Source organism: Methylovulum miyakonense HT12 (genome assembly GCF_000384075.1).
Taxonomy (GTDB): Bacteria; Pseudomonadota; Gammaproteobacteria; order Methylococcales; family Methylomonadaceae; genus Methylovulum; species Methylovulum miyakonense.
Genome location: NZ_KB913025.1, coordinates 2,827,044 through 2,845,132 on the forward strand (window position 1 = coordinate 2,827,044; position 18,089 = coordinate 2,845,132).

The 18,089-nt window shown below is 55.0% G+C and carries 12 protein-coding genes; 2 read left to right on the top strand and 10 right to left on the bottom strand.

Annotated elements, in window-relative coordinates:
- The coding region (locus tag METMI_RS24140; RefSeq protein WP_156829861.1) for a DUF6531 domain-containing protein at positions 1-3,332 on the bottom strand (3,332 nt) is incomplete at its 3' end.
- 1,362 nt (positions 3,333-4,694) lie between these two features.
- Here METMI_RS24140 and METMI_RS0114100 point away from each other — a divergent pair.
- Positions 4,695-4,874 carry a hypothetical protein gene (locus tag METMI_RS0114100; RefSeq protein WP_156829862.1) on the top strand — a complete coding sequence of 60 codons (180 nt, stop codon included), beginning with the start codon at positions 4,695-4,697 and terminating at the stop codon, positions 4,872-4,874.
- A 60-nt stretch (positions 4,875-4,934) separates the two neighbouring features.
- Here METMI_RS0114100 and METMI_RS0114105 read toward each other — a convergent pair whose 3' ends face one another.
- From METMI_RS0114105 to METMI_RS0114120, 4 genes are all read right to left on the bottom strand, one after another.
- Positions 4,935-7,346 (bottom strand): penicillin acylase family protein, encoded by a 2,412-nt coding sequence (locus tag METMI_RS0114105; protein WP_019866940.1) that lies wholly within the window; start codon positions 7,344-7,346, stop codon positions 4,935-4,937.
- Positions 7,346-9,004, bottom strand: coding sequence for a cyclic peptide export ABC transporter (locus METMI_RS0114110; protein ID WP_019866941.1), 1,659 nt, complete (start codon positions 9,002-9,004; stop codon positions 7,346-7,348). The genes METMI_RS0114105 and METMI_RS0114110 overlap by 1 nt, the downstream gene beginning before the upstream one ends.
- 208 nt (positions 9,005-9,212) lie before the next feature.
- Positions 9,213-12,266, bottom strand: coding sequence for a sensor domain-containing protein (locus METMI_RS26290; protein WP_019866942.1), 3,054 nt, complete (start codon positions 12,264-12,266; stop codon positions 9,213-9,215).
- Between the two features lie 2 nt (positions 12,267-12,268).
- Positions 12,269-13,054: an oxygen-binding di-iron domain-containing protein gene (locus tag METMI_RS0114120; protein ID WP_019866943.1), complete on the bottom strand. Its 786-nt coding sequence runs from the start codon at positions 13,052-13,054 to the stop codon at positions 12,269-12,271.
- 974 nt (positions 13,055-14,028) lie between these two features.
- On the opposite strand from METMI_RS0114120, the gene METMI_RS24155 reads away from it, so the two are divergent.
- Positions 14,029-14,973 carry an IS1595 family transposase gene (locus METMI_RS24155; RefSeq protein WP_029151647.1) on the top strand — a complete coding sequence of 315 codons (945 nt, stop codon included), beginning with the start codon at positions 14,029-14,031 and terminating at the stop codon, positions 14,971-14,973.
- 126 nt (positions 14,974-15,099) lie between these two features.
- On the opposite strand, the gene lepB is transcribed toward METMI_RS24155, so the two are convergent.
- The 5 genes from lepB to METMI_RS0114150 all read right to left on the bottom strand — a co-directional run bounded on the left by lepB (position 15,100) and on the right by METMI_RS0114150 (position 18,081).
- Entirely contained in the window at positions 15,100-16,008 is a 909-nt protein-coding gene (gene lepB, locus METMI_RS0114130) for a signal peptidase I (protein ID WP_019866944.1), read from the bottom strand.
- A 16-nt stretch (positions 16,009-16,024) separates the two neighbouring features.
- A complete protein-coding gene (locus tag METMI_RS0114135) occupies positions 16,025-16,249 on the bottom strand; it encodes a hypothetical protein (RefSeq protein ID WP_019866945.1) in 225 nt (74 codons plus the stop codon).
- Positions 16,242-16,784, bottom strand: coding sequence for an RNA polymerase sigma factor (locus METMI_RS0114140; protein ID WP_019866946.1), 543 nt, complete (start codon positions 16,782-16,784; stop codon positions 16,242-16,244). Before METMI_RS0114140 ends, METMI_RS0114135 begins: the two co-directional genes overlap by 8 nt.
- 86 nt (positions 16,785-16,870) lie before the next feature.
- Positions 16,871-17,428 carry an NADPH-dependent FMN reductase gene (locus METMI_RS0114145; protein WP_019866947.1) on the bottom strand — a complete coding sequence of 186 codons (558 nt, stop codon included), beginning with the start codon at positions 17,426-17,428 and terminating at the stop codon, positions 16,871-16,873.
- Positions 17,429-17,580: 152 nt separating this feature from the next.
- Positions 17,581-18,081 (bottom strand): GNAT family N-acetyltransferase, encoded by a 501-nt coding sequence (locus METMI_RS0114150; RefSeq protein WP_019866948.1) that lies wholly within the window; start codon positions 18,079-18,081, stop codon positions 17,581-17,583.
- Positions 18,082-18,089 lie beyond the last annotated feature (8 nt).

Below are 18,089 nucleotides of genomic sequence, written 5' to 3' on the forward strand. Positions count from 1 at the left end.
GTGAACGGGGTGAAGTCAGTCAGGCGGCCCAGTCCGTCATAGACATAGTTGTTGGCGTTGCTGACGGTGGTGTCGGTGAATCCCCCGTCGCCCAGTTGGGTGACGTTGCCGATACGGTCATAGGCGAGCTTTTTGGTGCCGGTGTTGAGGGTGTAGCCGTCGATGCGCCCGTCGCTGTCATAATGGCGGCTGACGGCGGGCGTGCCGGTGACGGTGCTGAGGGTGTAGCTTTTGACCCCGCCCCAGGGCTGGTAGGCGAAGGCGTCGAGCAGGGTGGTGAAAGTACCGGTTGGGCTTTGGGCGTAGGCGAGCTGGCTGGGGCGTCCGGCAGGGTCATAACTGTAACCGACGGTGAAGCCGGAGGGGTAGGTCATCGTCGCCACGCGCCCGCTGATGGCATCATAGGTATAGCTGACGCTCAGGTTGCGGCTGGCCTGGGCGGTGCTGATGCTGTGGGTCTTGGTTTGTAGGCGGCCTTCGCCGTCGTATTGCCAGTCGGTGCTGCCGCTGGGGTCGTCGACGTGGCTGAGTTGCCCGACGGCGTTTTTGGCAGGCGGGTTGGCGGTCAGGTCGGCGGTGTTCAGGTCATAGCGGTAGCTGATGGTGCTGTCCACGGTGGTGGCCTGGGCGGCACCGTTGGCATCGGCGAGGTAGGTGCTGTCCGTCAGCAACCTGTCCAAGGCGTCGTAAGTGTATTGGGTCGTGGTGTTGCGGGCGTCAATGCGGGTCTTGAGGTTGCCGGCAGGGTCGAAGCCCGTGTTGTTGGTGACGCCGCGGTCTTGGCTGTTTTCCTGGCTTTGGTTGCCGAGGCCGTTAGTGGTGAAGCCCGTGCCATTGGGGCGCGGGCTGGCGGTGCTGTTGGCGCGCGGGTCTTTGACTTGGGTGAGTTGCCCTAGGCCGTCGTAGCCGTAGGTGGTCAAGTAACTCGTTACGCTATCTATAACGTTGGTCAACAAATCCATGCGATCCAACGCGTCGTAGCCGTTGAGGGTCTGTTGCTTGTTGGCGGCGGTGCCGTCGGGGTAGTCGGTGGTGGCGGTCAGGTTGCCGTTAGGGTCGTAGTTGTATTCGCTGACCAGTTGGTTGGCGGCGTTGAGCAGTTTCCACAACCGGCCCAGGTTGTCGAAGCGGCGGTTGACGCTGGTGTAGGTGATTTCGGATGCGCCGCTGCCGGTGACCGTGCGTTCTTTGGTGCGGTTGCCGAGGTTATCCAACACGTACTTGAGCTTTTCTCCGGCGGCGTTTTGGATGGTGTTGAGCCTATGCGCATCGTCATAGGTGTAGGTGGTGGTGCCCGTGGCGGGGCTGGTGACGGTGTTCAGCAAGGTGTTGGGGTAGTAGGCCAATTGGGTGCTGCGTCCCGCCGTGGTGACGGTCTGCAATTGCCCGCGCGGGGTGTAGGCCAGTTGGGTGACGACACCGTTGGCGGCGGTGATTTGGGTCGGGCGGCCGTGGGCGTCGTAGCTGTCGTAGGTGGTCACTTGCCCTAAGGCGTTGGTGGTGGTTTTCAGCATCCGGCGGTTGTTGACGTTGGTCTCCGTGTCGGTGTAATACCCGTATTGGCTCTTGTCCGACGCGTCGCTGACATTGTTGCGTGGGCCGTCAACCGACAGGGTTTGCCCGAAGGCGTTGTAGGTGTATAGCCATTTGCGGGTGCTGGCCGGGCTGGCGGCAAGGCCTAACGCTCCTGTGCCATCGTTGGTGGACTGGACGGTCTTGCTGCACAGCACGCCGTCGGCGACCGCGCCGTTTTTGCCGCATTGGGGGGCGTTGGCGTTGGTGCTGTCGCCCCACGCCCAGGTGGTCAGGCGTTCGGGTTCGGCCTTTTTTTCGGGGACACGGAAGCGGGGATGCCATTGGGTGGTGATTTTGCGTTCGGCGGTGTTGGCGGTGGGGGCTGAGCCTTGCACGTCGGTTGGGCATTGGCCGCCCGCCAACAGCGGGCTGCCTTTCGCGATGCCTTCGATGCGCACGGTTTCCAGGTTGCGGGCGGTGTCGTAGGCGTAGCAGGTGACATTGCCGTTGAAGTCGGTGCGCTGGATGATGTTGCCGTTGGTATCGTAGCGCAAGTTGCTGGCGGAAGTGGGGCAGCTGCTAGGATTGGGCGTGGCGGCGGGTTGGCTTTGTGACGTGACCTTGGCAACACCTTGGATGATCTGGAAATTCATCGGTTGCCCTGGGTTGAGCAAGTTGCCTGAGGTGTCACGCAAGCCTTCCGAGATGGTGCTTGATGTGCCGCTGGTGTAGGCAATGTCAACCCGGTCGATGTTTTTGCTGACATCGCCGTGTTGCGAAGAAACGGCGAGGCCTTGGGTGTCGTAGCTCCAAGTGGCGTAACGTTGGCCGTTTTCGTCGATGATGCCGGTCAGGGCATTATGGATGCCGACGACAGGATTAGAAAAAGCGGCAGGGACGTAACTGGGGTTGTTGTATTCGTAAGTGCGTATGACAGGATTTGTAGGGGTACTTTCAGGGTAAACCACGGTGGTGAGGTTGCCATAAGCCTCCAAGGTGTTACCGTCCTTATCTAAGTCGTATTGGTATTGATAAACGCTTCCGCCAGGGACGGTCATTTGCGCCATGCGTAGTTTTTCGTCGTACAGAAAAGTCAGCGTATGGTGGGTGATTTGGTCGGTGACGCTAAGGAGCTTGCCACTGACGGCAACGAGCGGTGCCGGAGCTTGCGCGGCGGCGGTATAGAGGGAGGACAAGGGCGTGTCTTTGGTGCTGTAGTCCAAGACTAGGTTGACACTGCCGCTACGGTTTTTCAGAGCCTGAAGTTTTCCGTCAGTCCTGTAGGTTTCAGCGTTGTCGTTGCGGTCGGTCAGCTTCCAGCCACTGAACACGTTGTTGGAATCCTTGAGGTATTCTAGCCTGTCGGTGATGTCGGGGTCGGGTGTCCACTTGTCGGTGGCTTGGCTGTATTTGAAAACCAGTCGCCTGCCGTCATACTTGGCAACCATCGCAGTTTGTCCATCCACAGGCGGAGTGATTTCCCAAGTTGACGAAGTAATGGAGCGGTCATAGTAATGCCGCCATTGTGCGCCAAGATTATTGCTGGTGTTGGCTACCCCGGCATGGCTGTGATAAGTCCGTTCAAACCGCAAGCTATTGCTGTCTTCGTAATCCTTCTCTATCTGGACTTTGTCGCCGAGACTGGTGTTAATGGGGTTGCCTTTAAATGGGCTACCAGAGCAAAGTTCAGGCGGCGGGGTTTTGGTCGGCTGAGGTGCGGTAGTGGGTTGGAGAGGACAATAGTAGTCAGTGGGGCTATTTGGAGGGAGCTGTGGATTACCAGCAAATATGAAAATGGCACTGATACTAGGAAACACCGATCGAAAGCAAAAAGGACGTTCAACGACGGCTCCAAAGTCAGTATGAATATCGTTACTGCCATTTATACAATTCCAAGTTCTAAGATTCCCACGATAAACCTGATTAGAAGCATCAAAATTTTTTGGAAAATACCCTACCAATATTGGGAAGCCTGGAGGTGGGTAGTTAATGTAGTAACCTGGACAGCCCTCGCTTGGAGTTGAAACGTAGCCTTTTGTTTGTCCGCTATAAAGTAAACGAATAGCTGGTTCATATTCTGTTGCTATTGTTCGGGTCGGCATTAACAGGATAGTTATAAACAGTAAAAAGATTGCTTTGATGCAAGACACTTTGAAATACCCCAAAAAACTGTCATGTTTCATTAAAATAACTGGCCTTTTTACTTTTAAAGGTGCACCTTGCATCAGAATTACTCCTAAAGGATTTGGCTAAAAATAACTTTCCAAAATCTGCCATGTCGGGACGGCCTCCCAATGAACGGCTCCAGCTTACTTGATCTTTTTTGATTCATTTCAGCGAGGTAGCCCGTATGCAGCGATAGCGAAATACGGGGTCTCGAAACCGCACAATTCCCAATTTCAAACACCCATACCGAATGAACTTGATTAAATACGGCATGGGCGGAGTTGAAAAATCCCGTAATCCGCTTTGCTCCTTACGGGCTACTCGCTAAAAATAACTTTCCGAAATCAGCCATGTAGCTCGTTGGGGTGACATTAGGAACCCCAAGGATTGATGCCCGCCCAATGCGTTGGAGTTGGTACCTCACCTACGGGCTTTGCTGGGGCGAATGCCCCGTCCGACAGGAAAATCCGATACGCTGTCCGAGCTTTGAAGGCGGGAGTGAGTGGCGTTGTTGCCGCCCAACGCCTTGCCTGCTACCAGCAAAAGCCCTGGCCGGAAAACAAAATTGTCCGGAAGTATAGGTGAATGTTACCGCCGGAAATATTAACTATTACCTAGTTTGAAGCGGGATACTTCACACCTTCCGCCAAACGACTTTTACTTGATTGATATTAAAAGGGAAAATATCCAGACATTTTAGGCTTGCACGTAATTCCCCACATAAAAACTCCGGTGGGGCGGCCATTTTCTGGGCGATTTGGGTAGCGGGCGGCGACAGTTCTGATCCCCGCTATCGGCCCCGTCATTAAAGCGAGGCAGCCCGTATGCAGCGATAGCGAAATACGGGGTCTCGAAACCGCACAATTCCCCATTTCAAACACCCGTACCGAATCCACTCGATTAAATACGGTATGGGCGGAGTTGGAAAATCCCGTAATCCGCTTCGCTCCTTACGGGCTACTCGCTTGTTGGGCAGCCGTGTTGACGGGCTTGGCGCGGGACTTAGCATGGGTATGGACAGAAGTGAAGAAAGTTTCCGCCAATCTTTAGGGCAACTCTTGGGCGATGAGAGTTTTCGCCTCGCCGCCGAGCAATTTGCAAACCAGCATAAAGGCTTCCATCCAGAATACGCCGTGAGCCATACGGTGCAGATGATTGAAAAGGTTTTAAGGATTCCTAAATTTCATGGGTGAGGGCATCCGGGGCCGTGTAAACGGATTGTCAATTATCGGTCAGACCTCATGTCGTGCCGTTTAATTTTCGGACCTGGTTTTTAAGGCGGGTCTCAGCACCAAGGTCTGTTGCGTCGCCCCTGCCAACAAAGGCATCGCCCGGCCTTGCACCCAATAAGCTTGTTGGTCACGGTAATTCGGCGACAAAGGGTGTGCGGATTGGCCGCCTGGCATGTGTAAAATGCCCTCGTCAAGATGCGCCGGGGAAACCACCATCCGCTCGCTGGCACCAAAACTGGGGCCGGTTGCCCGCACACAGCCGCCGCAGCCGGACAATTCGGTTTCCGGCATATTCAGTAAATCCCCGAGCAACGGGATGGAACCAAAAATCGGGTGCATGAAGTGGCTTTTGTTGAATTTGCCCCAGGTCAAATCGGCCAGTTTGGTGCCGGGCCGGATTGCCTTCAGGTGTTGTGCGCTAAATTTCAATTGCGCCAAGATGAACTCATCCCAACTTCTAAAGTGCGCGGTGTCCGGCAGCAATTGCGGTATTTTGGCTGCCAGCAGTGCTTGCAGCGGCGTGTCGGCATAGAGCCAGGCATAGGAAAAATTTTTATCGGCAGTTTTGCAAGCGGCTAGGAATGGGGCGAACACCGTGTCGGCTAACTGGTCCCTGAATTCTTGCAACAAAGCAAAGCCCAGGCTGTCCGCATCCGCCCGGCCATTCCAGGCCAATAAATAATCGCGTATTTCTTGCAACTCCGGTTGTTTAGCGATAGTTGCCGGGTTTAAGGCCTGCAACGCCAGTTGTTGGTAAAAGCCGTGAACCCCCATGTCAGTATCGAGTTGCAAGTTGAACAGCGACCATTCATGGGTTTCCTGCAGGTGTTTAAGCTGCTGGGTGATACGGTAGGCGCGGAAACCAGGCACAAACTGATGCCCGATAATATGCGGGAAATTTTTCCCCAACCGGCGGTCATTTGCCGATACCAAAAAGCCCTCTGCGGGATCAATTTCCCGCGGCAGTTGGTGTTCGTCGACATAGCCGTCCCAACCCGCTTTGCCGTCCGCCCACGAGCGGCTCACCGAGCCGTCCATACCGGTACGGTTGGGTATCTTGCCGGTGATGGTCCAAGCGATGTGGCCTTGGTCATCCGCCAACAGGACATTGAGCTGCGGGCCGCCGATATGGTTGACCACATCCAAAGCGCTTGCCAATGATCCGGTCTGCTCCAAGTCCAGCCAGCCTGTGTTGGCCGTTTCCGGATCCAGTGCCGTCCAATGGATGGCGACAGGCTTGCCCAATAAGGTTTCGGCGGCGACCGGCCCCCAACGGGTGGTTTTTACGTCCAATTGCGTGCTGGGGGCATTTTTGACTGCAATGGTCTCTTGGCGATGAGTGAAGTTTTGCCAGTGGCCGTTGGTTTTATATTGTCCAGGGTTATTTGGGTTAATTTCCAGACTGACCAAATCCAAAAAATCGCCTGTCAAATTGGTGTTGCCCCAGGCGATATGGGCGTTGCTGCCCGCCACAAACACGGGCGTTCCTGGCAGAACCACCCCCACGTTATGGACGTTGCCGTAAATGAGTTCCGCCCGATACCAAATATTGGGTACGGAAAGGTTTAAGTGCATATCGTTCGCCAGAATCGCCCGGCCGTCTTGGGTTTTTTTGCCGCTGACGGCCCAAGCATTGGAACCCGCCACAAATTCGCGGTGGCTGGTCATCTTAGCCTGTGGTTGTTGTGGCGATGCCGCCGTTTGCGCCAGTATGTTGGCAAGGGCGGCCTTAGGGATGTCCTGGGCGGGGCGCCAGGAAGGATGGGCGCCATACAAACTGTCCGTATAACGGTCTGTGTCCGGTGTCAGAAAAGCCATGACCTCTGCGGGCAAGGCCTTTTCCATCACGCTTAACATCCGTTCTTCACCATCGGCCCAGGCGGTCAGCATTTCAGACATTCCCAACATCACTAACAAGCTGTCCGATGCCTGCCAAGCTTCAGGCCGGTAACCCAGCACGGTAAACTCAAAGGGCAGGGCTTGGGCTTGTTTGATAAAACTGTTCACGCCTTCGGCATAAGCGGACAAATAGTGTTGGTGTCCGGCCGGGAGTTTGCTGAGTGCGGTTTTGGCGATCAGGGTGTAACCATAAATCCTGGCGGCCGTGTCAACGTTAACGGTCAGCGCACCAAAAATTTCTGAAAGCCGTCCGGCACTTTTACGGCGTAGCAAATCCATCTGGAACAGGCGGTCGCGGGCGGTGACAAAACCTAAGGCACGGATGGCGTCGAGCCGGTTTTCAGCATGGATGACGGGAATGGCATGGCGGTCCGAGGTGATGGTGACCGGTGCCGATAAGGGGCTGATGCTTATTTCACCCGCCAACGTAGGCAGGGATTGCCGCAACACCCACCACCCGCCACCTATGCCGGTAAGGGCCAAGGCCAACGCAAACAACGGGGGATAAAAGGCCAGCCATCGCAACAGCCGCATCAGCACACCCCGATCTCGGCGATGGGCTGGGCTTGGGGGGCGACAGGAGGGTATTCGATGGATTTGATTTGGCCTTCTTCCAATTTGATGCAACGGTCCGCCAAATGGAAATAACGGTCATCGTGGGTGATGGCCAACACTGTTTTGCCTTTGGCTTTGAGTTCCGGCAACAATTCGGTGTAAAACAATTCCTTAAATTCAGGGTCTTGATCCGCCGCCCATTCATCGAAAATATAAAACGGGCGGTCTTCCAGATAGGCGACCAGCAAAGCCAGGCGTTTGCATTGGCCTTGCGAGAGTTCGAGGGTGGAAAACCGTCCCTGGTTGAGCGTCAATTTATGGTGAAGGTGCAAACGCTCCAGGTAATCAATCAGCTTATAGGTGATTTTATCCGAGTCGAAGCCGAACAATTCGTCGAACAGATAAAAATCGGCGAACACCACGGCAAAATTCTGCAAATACGCCTCCCGGTTGGCATCGCTGATGCTTATGCCATTCAGGGAAATTTCGCCCTGTTCAGGGTGGTAAAGCCCCATCAACAACATCGCCAGGGTGGTTTTGCCGCTACCATTGCCGCCAATTAAAAACACCAGTTCGCCAGCCTTAAAGTCCAGATTGATGGGGCCTAAGGTGAAGCTGCGGTTTTCTTTTTCCCGGTGGAAGCGGTGCGTGACCCCGCGTAGCGTCAAGGAATGGAAGGCGGCCCCGTTTTTTGCCAACGCGGTGTCATGGGTCTGGACAAGCCCTGCCTCCAGGATTTCCCCCAGTTGGGTTATTTTGTCCAGCGCAATCCGCGCGGTGGCGAAAACAGGGATATTGTGGGTCAAGCCGGCCAAGTGGCCTGTCATAAACAGCAGCACCAGCACATAACCGCTGGCCGTTTCTGGATTGGCCTGGTGCCAAGGCCAGGCAAACAGGATCAGGCCAATCGCCAGGTAGTAAATCAGGAAGGTGTATTTGTTGGCGAGCATAAACCCGACGTTGGCGGAAAGCGCCAAGCTGCGGTTGGTTTCCGCGCTGGCCGCCAGACCCCGTTCCATAAAATCCTTGCTGCGGTCGGAATGCAGTTTCAGTTCCTTGATGCCTTCGGTCAGATGGCGGAAGCCTTGGTTCAAGTTATCGTATGCTTCCCTCGCCCTTACTAAAGCCTGTTGGGGGGATCGGGTAAAAATCCGGTAAGTGATGACGGCAAAGAGGATGATGCCCGTCAAAACCCAAGCCATTTGCCAAGACAACCATGCCAAATAGGCCATGCAACCCGTAACGACAGCCCCATGCACGCAAATCTCCGGAAGCAACATGAACGCTTGTGAAATGGTGGCAATATCGGTGGTCAAGTTGGCCAATAACTTGGCTTTGCCGAGTTTTTGCAAATTAGGGTAGGGGGAGCTGAGTATCAATTGGCTTATTTTGATCCGGAGCTTATAAATGCTCGCTTCGCTTAGGCGGTTTGTCCAGTAAAAGGAGAGTGTTTCTGCCAGTAACACCACGGCACACAAACCTGAAAACTGCCATAACAGGGAGTTGTCACCGGCACGTTCCGACAATGCCTTATTAATGGTTGCGATCAGGGCGGCGCTACTCAGCCCGCTGGTGATGCCTATCACTAATACCCAAATAATCGTTTGCCAAGAGGCACGCCATAAATAGCCGAACATATTGATTTCCCAGTTAAGTGGCCTTATCCATCCCATCCCATGCCCAGCCGGAAGGCGAAGGCCACGGCATTTTCCGGTGCCCTTCTTAGACGGCTTAAGGGGGATTCCACCTCATTAGGGCGTGCGCCAGCCCTGAAAAATACGTGTGTTTCTGGATGATGCTTGCCAGGCGAAGGGGGACGGGACGCCTGGCTTGTTTGCCCGGATGTTAGTTGCCCATTGGCGTTGCCCGGGCACAAGCTTGCTTCAGCGAGGCCTCAAACTGGGCAATGGGTACCGGCTGGCCGAACAGGGGGCCTTGGTAGCGGGCAACGCCAATGTCCAGAAGGAATTGGCGTTGCCCTTCCGATTCCACCCCTTCGGCAATGACATCCAGTCCCAGGCTTTCCGCCATCGCGATGATGATGCGCACAATGGCCTGGTCGCCGTGATTGTCGGCGATGTCCCGTATGAACGACTGGTCAATATTGAGCTGGTTCACCGGCAACTTTTTGATGTGTTGCAGGGAAGAATAGCCCGTGCCAAAGTCGTCCAACGCGAATTGGACACCGGATTCCCGTAATGCCTTCAGGGTGGCGATGGCGTCTTCGATATTTTTTACCAATATCCCTTCGGTCAGCTCCAGCCTGAGCAAGGCCGGGTCGACGCCATGGTGCCGGATGGCCGCCAGCACTTGCGCCACGAAATGGGTCTGGAAAAAGTGTTTGGCATTGACATTGAAGGAAAGCGCCAGGCCGCAGGCCAGAGGTGCCTGTTGCCATGCCTTGAGCTGCGCGCACACCGCCTCCAGCATCCATTGCCCAATGGGCAGGATCAAACCGGTTTCTTCCGCCAACGGGATGAATTCCGCCGGAAGCATCAGGCCCCGCTCAGGATGCCGCCAACGGATCAAGGCCTCGGCGCCCGATGCGCGGTGGTTACTGTCGACCTGGAGTTGGTAATGCAGCTCAAATTGCCGGCCCGCCAGGGCCTTACGGAGATCATCTTCCAACGCAAACCGGGCGGCAATGGCGCCCTGCATCTGCGGGTCGAAGAAACGCAGGGCATTACGGCCCGAGGTTTTGGCTTGGTACATCGCGATGTCGGCATTTTTCAGCAGTTCGTCCACCGTCCGTTCGTGGCCGTTGAACAAGGCAGCGCCAATACTGGGCGTGCTGACATAATCGTGCGTGCCGAGCTTATAAGGCCGATTGAGGATGGCCTGGATTTTGCGGCCAGTGGTTTCGGCCAGTTCCGCCGCTTCAATGGGCTGGCCACCCAAATCTTTCAGCATCACCACGAACTCATCCCCTCCCAGACGGGCGACCGTGTCATTTTCGCGGACACCGCCCCGCAACCGTTCGGCGACCTGCTGCAACAGCAAATCCCCCATGTCATGGCCTAAGGTGTCGTTAAGGGTTTTGAAGTTGTCCAGGTCGATGAACAACAGCGCACCTAACTGGCCGCTGCGCTGGCTAGCGGCGAGCGCCTGTTTTAATCGGTCCTGCAGCAGCCGCCGGTTGGGCAAGCAGGTGAGCGGGTCGTAAAAAGCTAGGCGTTCGATTTCCTCCGACGCCGCTTTTCTAAGCGTGATGTCGGTATGGGTGCCAACGTAATGGGTCACGGTCCCGTCGGGGTCTTTTACGGCGGTGATGGTGAGGTGTTCCGGATAGATTTCGCCATTTTTACGCCGGTTCCAGATTTCCCCCTCCCATGAGCCGGTATTGACGATGCTTCCCCACATGCTGGCATAAAAGTCCGGGGTCTGGCGGCCCGAATGCAGCAGGCGCGGGTTTTGGCCGACCGCTTCTTCCACTGAGTAACCGGTCATGCTGGTGAAGGCTTTGTTTACGGTCAGGATGTTACTGTTGGCATCAGTGACCATCATGCCCTCCTGGGCTTCAAAGACCGTGGCAGCGATGCGGAGCTGATGTTCGGCTTCCTTGCGTTTGCTGATGTCGCGGGTGACGGCGAGGTGCACGATGTTGCCATTGGCCTCTTTCATGGGTACGGCATGAGTATCCAGCCAGCGGCGGCCGCCCTTGAGCCCTATGACTTCATATTCCATTTGCATGGACTCGCCAGCCAGCACGCGTTGGTGCAATTCGGCATAGGCGGCGCGATATTCGGGGGCGATGACATCGGCTACTGAACGCCCGACAACCTGCTCTTCGTTGTCTGCCTCAATCATCGCTAGCCCCGCAGGGTTCATCTGCACCAGCCGCCCATTGGCATCAACGATCTTGATACATTCAGGTTCGTTCTCGATGATGGTGCGCAAGCGGGATTCGCTATCGGCAAGCAGGGCTTCGATCCGCTTACGTTCGGTAATGTCCCGCGCCGCGGCGAACACACCCAGCACCACCTGGCCTTTGATGTCACGGTACACGCTGGCGTTATAGAGGACATCGGTGATTTTGCCAGAGGCGTGCCGGATGGCCAACGGGTAATCGGTCACGAAACCTTGGCGGAACACTAGCTGATAGACCGTGCGCGCTTGGTCGGGATCGGTGAAATAAGCCGTGAAATCGCTGCCGATCAAATCACCCCGTTGCCTGCCTATGACCCGTTCCGTGGCGGTGTTGACATCGGTGATCTTGCCTTCCGCGCTGATCGTCACCAAGGGGTCCAGACTGGCTTCGATCAGGCTGCGGGCGTACTGGGCGGACAGTTGGGCGGCTGCTTCGGCTTTTTTGCGTTCGCTAATGTCAATGAAAGTGGCGATGGCGCCAGTCAGCACACCGTCGATAATGATGGGTTGCGACCAGTATTCCACCGGAATGGCGGTGCCATCCTTACGCCAAAACACTTCATCGGCGACATGGGTTTCCTCATTGCGGAAAGCGGCATACATCCGGCATGCCCCGGTAGGGTAGGGGCTGCCGTCGGGATAGGAATGGTGGATAAGTTCATGGATATGCTTGCCGATGATTTCATCTTCGCTTCCGTAGCCCAAAAGCCTTAAGAAAGACCGGTTCACAAATTTGCAATAGCCGTCGGTATCAACGCCATAAGCGCCTTCGGCCATCGAATTGAGCAATGAATACATGTGCTGGTGCGATTCCCGCAACGCGGATTCGATTTGCTTGCGCTCGGCAATATCTTGCTTAAGCGCTTCGTCCTGCCGCATCAGCAACAACTTGGTGGCTTTGAGTTCTTGCGCCGTCCGGTCAAACATCTGCCGCAGCCGTTCCGCTTGGTGCAGCCCTTCCTCCAGCAGCTTGTTCTTGCGTTCAAGCGCCGCCATTTTTTGCTGCAATTCCAGTGGGATGTCAGCTGGCATATTTAGTCCATGTCCGCATAGATGATGTCGGTGCCACAGCGCAGGGTGCGCAGGTAATCGAGGGCGGCCGTGACATGCTGCGGCCCAATGATGGAGCCGTGCTGGGGCAGGATGGCGTCAATGGCCAACTTTTCGATGCGCCTGACGAAGCCGCGGGCGGCGAGGTTGGACGCCATATAGTCCAGGTGGAACAGGTTCATTTTCTCGATGTGCTCTTCGAACGAACCCACCGTCAGTTCCCAGTCCATATCCAGCGCCGCCCAGATGTCCCCGGAAAACAGGTAACGCGCCAGGGAGTCGTAAGTCACGAAGGCGCCTGGAAAATGCAGGAAGGGGGCTTCGACGAAAGTTAGGCTGGCTCCGGAAGGGAGGGCATAAACCGGTTCTTCGGTCACATCGTAATACCGGTAGTCCGAGCGGCCATAATGGGGCAGCAACACTTGGGTGCGCGGGGTGGTGAACACCTGCATGGACGGGTTGACGGCTAGCCAGTCGGTCATGGAAGCGGCCACGTCAGGGTCTTGGTGGCAGAGCACCATGCCGCTGACTTGTTCCGGCGGCATGATTTGCGCGACCCGTTGCTTGACCTGGGAAAAATACTGCTTGCTGCCGGGGTCAACCACAATGGCCTCATGCCGGTCCACGATCAGATAAGTGTTGCAGCGGAAGGCGGTCTCGTCGGTGTTCCCCAGCCAGAAAATGCGGTGCCCGTCCGCGGCATAGAGCGGGGTCGGAAGCCCCATGTCCATCTTGGCGCCGGAAAGCTCACTGGCTGTCATTATATTCATCTCAATTCCCCCTGATGGATTGGTTATGTCAGCAAAATAACGGCAAAGGTTACCCTTATGCCCAATTCGCCCCCCATTCCCCGGCCTGTTGCAGGCAAGCATATCTTGCCCATGAATTTATAACATTGTGGGCGGCAATAATGTCATATTTTTTCTATTTTGCCTCTGGTTTTGCCGTCAAGGGATGTCCATTGGTTTTTGGGTGGTGGCCCCTAGTGCCCAGTCACTGTTGAATTGTCAGTATTATTTTCGTAGGGGCGGGCGGTTGCCTGCCTGATCGCTGCGGATGTTGGCACAGGCCATAAACAAGGCGGACAACCTAGGTTGACCCGACAAGAAATCAGTGACTGGGCACTGGCTTAGATTAGTTTAAAAGGGCAGGTTATGGAATATCAAGCGGGGACGCAGGTTGGCTTCATCGTCGTCAGACTTCGGATGGTGCGGTTTAGATGTCCTGGGATGCTGCACGGTATCCCCGTTAGGCACGTTCCCTATCCAAACCTAAATTTATCTTTGGATAGTTTTTCAGCAGGAGGTAGGGCGCCAACAGTAGGCGCATTAAGTGCCCCAACCTTGCTTTATAGTATCTGACGTTACGTAGTAACGTGTTTTCGCTCCCGTTTGCCGCGCCGAGCACCGTAGGTTTTGTCGGGAACAGCCCGAAGGGGCGCGGCAAGGATGCCGCGCGTCAGCAGGAGGGCAGGAAGCCCTCTCTGCTGGCCCCCGACAAAACCGAGGAGCGCAAGGAGGAAGCGGCAATCGGGCCGCCTTTTCTTTGGATACTTTCTTTTGGCGGCACAAAAGAAAGTATCTCGCTTTCGGGTGCGAGAACCCGATTAAAAAATTGTCGCGCTAGCGACTCATCATTATTTATTTTTAAGTCGCAGAAAATGTCTGCGTAACATCAGATAGTATATTGATTTACCTGGGTATCCCCTTGACTGGAGTGACTACTATCGGTAGTGTTGTCATCCATGGACGACTACCCGAAGACGTTGGCTGAATTTGAGGAACGCTTCTCCACCGAAGAAGCGTGCTGGCATTATTTGTGTGAGTTGAGATGGCCTGATGGTTTTGTTTGTCCGCGTTGCGGTCATCGAAAAGCTTGGTTAATTGATCACGGGCTTCATTGGTGTAGATCGTGCGATTACAAAGCATCAGTGACGGCAGGAACAATTTTTGAACGGACAAAGAAGCCGTTGATGGTTTGGTTTCGGGTAATCTGGTGGGTCACAGGGCAGAAATATGGTGCGAGCGCCAAAGGACTGCAACGTATGCTTGGTATTGGTAGCTATGAAACTGCGTGGACATGGCTTCACAAATTGCGTCGCGCCATGGTTAGGCAAGGCCGTGATCGTTTATCTGGGAACGTTGAGATCGACGAAACCTTTGTGGGTGGTGTAAAACACGACGGAAAACGCGGACGTGGCGCCAGTGGTAAGGTATTGATTCTTATGGTTGTGCAACTTGACGGAAAAAAATTGGGGCGCATACGACTGAAACGAATAGAAGATGCTTCGGCAGAATCTTTAGAAAAAGCCATTCAGGATACGGTTGAACCAGGGAGCGTGATTCGAACGGATGGATGGGCTGGCTATAACCAAATTGGCAATCGTGGGTACATTCACGAAGTGGTTCGAACTGATGCTGAGGTTGGGGACAATCTGTTGCCTGCTTGTAATCTGGTTGCCAGCCTGATGAAACGATGGCTAGGTGGTACTTTGCAGGGGGCGGTTGCTCATGAGCATCTTGAGTATTATCTCGATGAATATACATTTCGATTCAATCGACGAACTTCACGGCACCGCGGAAAACTTTTTTATCGATTACTCCAACAAGCAGTGTTGACCGATGCCGTGACTTACGAAACTATCAAGAAAAATGTCCGTGGACGAAAACCAACTCACCACAACATATAGTGTTTACTCCAGTCAAGGGGATACCCAGGTTGATTTATTAACTTGACGGCATTGGCCCCGTCTCCAGGCCGGGGCGCCGTTATGCATCCGCTTGCAGGCCCGCTACAAAAGCCGGCAAGGTTAGGTCTAATCGGGCACGCCGCCTAACCTGCCCCAGCGTATACCGGCCTGTGGCTGCTTCGAAAACCATATTTGCCTTGCTTTGCCTATGATATCCGCCAACGGCACGGTGCCGAAGAGACGGGAATCCTTGCTTATGTTGCGGTTGTCACCCAAAACAAAGGCGTGGCCTGGTGGCACAACCATTTCCATCCCGGTCGCCTGCTGGTCAGGTTGCGTCCATTGCACTTGCCATTGCCGGCCTTCGATGGCTTCGGTGACTTGGATGGCCGGCCCGTTTTGGATTTCCTGCACCGTTAAGGGCTTGCCGTTAACCCAAATGGCATGGCCTTGGATGCGGACCGAATCTCCAGGCAGGGCGATAACCCGCTTGATATAGTTAAGGGTGCGGTCATTGGGGTATACGAAAATGGCGATGTCGCCACGTTTGACCGCGCTTTTGCAACCAGGGCAGTTATAGCGCATGTCGGCGAATAAAATGTCGCCGGGCAGGATACTAGGCTCCATGCTGCTGGATGGGATGGAGAAGGACTGGACGAGATGTTCCCTGACGTAGCCGATCAGGGACAGTTGCGCCAATGAACACAGCAAAAAAATTAAGGCATAGCCGCCGCTGATTTGCCAACCCGGTTTCACGTAGCCTTGTTTGCGGCGGGCGGTGCGCCACGCATCCATGATGCCATAAAGCCAGATGGACAAGGTCAGCACCAAGCTCAGCAATAAGGCGGGCAACATCCAATATCCGGCCAGATAGAGGGCGACAAATGCCACGCCCGGGATGCTGAGCATGGCGAAGGCGACAAACAGCCAGATGGCTTTATTGGGTTCGCCGTTGTAGAGCTGCCCGAAACCCGGCAGCACAAAAGACATGGCTAACGCGGATAACGGCTTACGGGGGTGGTTAAGGGTGTGCATGGAGGGTCTCCTTATTTTAGTAGGCGGTGGTGGCAGCCCAGATGCCAAAAATGAATGAAAAAAGCTCGGCCATGCCCATTGCGGCAGTGCCCAAAATAGCGAGCCATTGCAGCCGGATTTTCCAGGTTTGCCTGGGGGTTGGTAGTGGCAAGCGGTCAATTTCCCGCATGACCCGTCCAGTGAAACCGTCAGGCACCGACACCAGGCCTGATTGCAGCAAGTTGTCCCAATCGTTATTCATGATATTCCTCCAATAGTTGGCGTAGCCGTTGTTTGGCCCGGTGCAAACGGACTTTGACGGCACCGGTGCTGCAACCCTCGATGCGCGCAATGGCTTTTAGGTCGAGTTCCTGGAAATACGCTAACGCGAGTGCGCTGCGGTCCGCCACTGGCAAAGCACGCAAGGCGTCAAGCAGCTTTTCCCTTAACTGGGTTTGCCTGGCCGCATCGGCTGGGTCGCCTTCACTGGCCACATCCGGCAAAAATTCATTACCGGAAACTTCGCGTTTGCCCGCAGCCCGGCCAAGCTCGTGGAAGGCAATGTTCCGGGCAATGGTGAATAGCCAAGTTGAAAATTCGGCGCGGGCGGGGTCATAGGCATGGAGGCATTTCCAGGCACGTAAGAAAGTCTCTTGGGCAATTTCTTCGGCCACCCCTTGGGATAGCCCCATCCGCCCCAAATAAGCAAACAGGGGCTGCTGGAAATGCTGCACCACAAGGGCGAAGGCTGGCTTGTCGCCGTTGCCGATGCGTTTTAGGATGATTTGAATGTCCACATGACGGTTCCCGTATTAGATTGTGGACTTATACCGGTGGGCGGGGAAAAGGTTACAGGCAATGGGGGTGCGGATAAGGATTTTTGTCACAGCGGGGAGGATGGGCTTTCGATGGCTTTCCGCAGTGCCGCCAATACCGTATTCAAGTCCAGTAAGGTTTGCGGGTTACCGGCAAGCTGCCCTTCCGTTAGGCCAGACCCAAACAGGGGGATAGTCAGTGACGCTTCGTCAATGATGTGCGCGGACATCATGCCGATAATCTCCCGCAACGCCGCGTACGCATGGACAGCCCGTGCCGAGGTGTTGAGCAAGGCGACCGGCTTGTTTACAAATGACTCGTTGCCGACCATCCAATCCAAGGCGTTTTTAAGCACGCCCGTGACACCATGGGCATATTCGGGGCTGGCTATGATGACCGCGTCCGCCGCGATGATTTGGTTTTTAAGATGGGCCACCGGCCCAGGTAAAGGGTCTTCGATGTCCGGGTTAAAGGGCGGCAATTGCCCCAAGCCTTGGTACAAAACCACGTCCGTGCCCGCAGGGGCGATGTTTGCGATGGCCCGTAACAATAGGCTATTCAGGGAGGCGGCCCGTAAGCTACCGGATATGGCAAGGAAGTGCAGGGCTTTGGGTTGCGTAGGCATAGGCAGTGGGGCAGGATTACGTCAAAGGGGTTTCGGCAATGCCATTGTGTTTGGGATAGGCACAAACAATAACATCCTGTCAGCAACCAACCAAGGCCGTGTGTTGCCGGGGGTACGGTGGGTTTGGGCAACTATTGGCCCACAGCGGGCCGTCATGGTGGGCACTTGCTTAGGAAGCAAACCATTTGCAGTTCATCAATGTATTGGCCTTGAATATTGACTGATTCAGGTTCTTGCGCAAACGGGCTAAAACCGGATGAGGTGTACAGCCGTATGGCCCGTTGATTGGAGGCTAAGACAGTAAGGTACAGTTGCCTTAAACCGATCAGGTTTCTAGCCAAGCTGATGGTTGCTTGGATTAGGGCCTTGCCAATGCCTTGGCCGGCCGCCGAAGGGTGCACATACATCCGCATCAACAGCGCCTTATGTTTGGTTTTGAAGCGGGTTTCGCGGACAAAGCTTAAGGTGCCGACCAAATTGTCGCCAGCGAATGCGCCCAAGGTGAAGCTTTCGGCAGAAAACTGGGTGGGGATTTGCGGATGTGCATCATCTTCCAAGGCGACGCGGAAATGTTTTTCGTGTTCAGTGAGCGCGTTGATCCAGAGTGTGGTGTAAGCGGCATTGTCCGATGCTTGTAGTGGCCTAATAGGCATATTGCCTT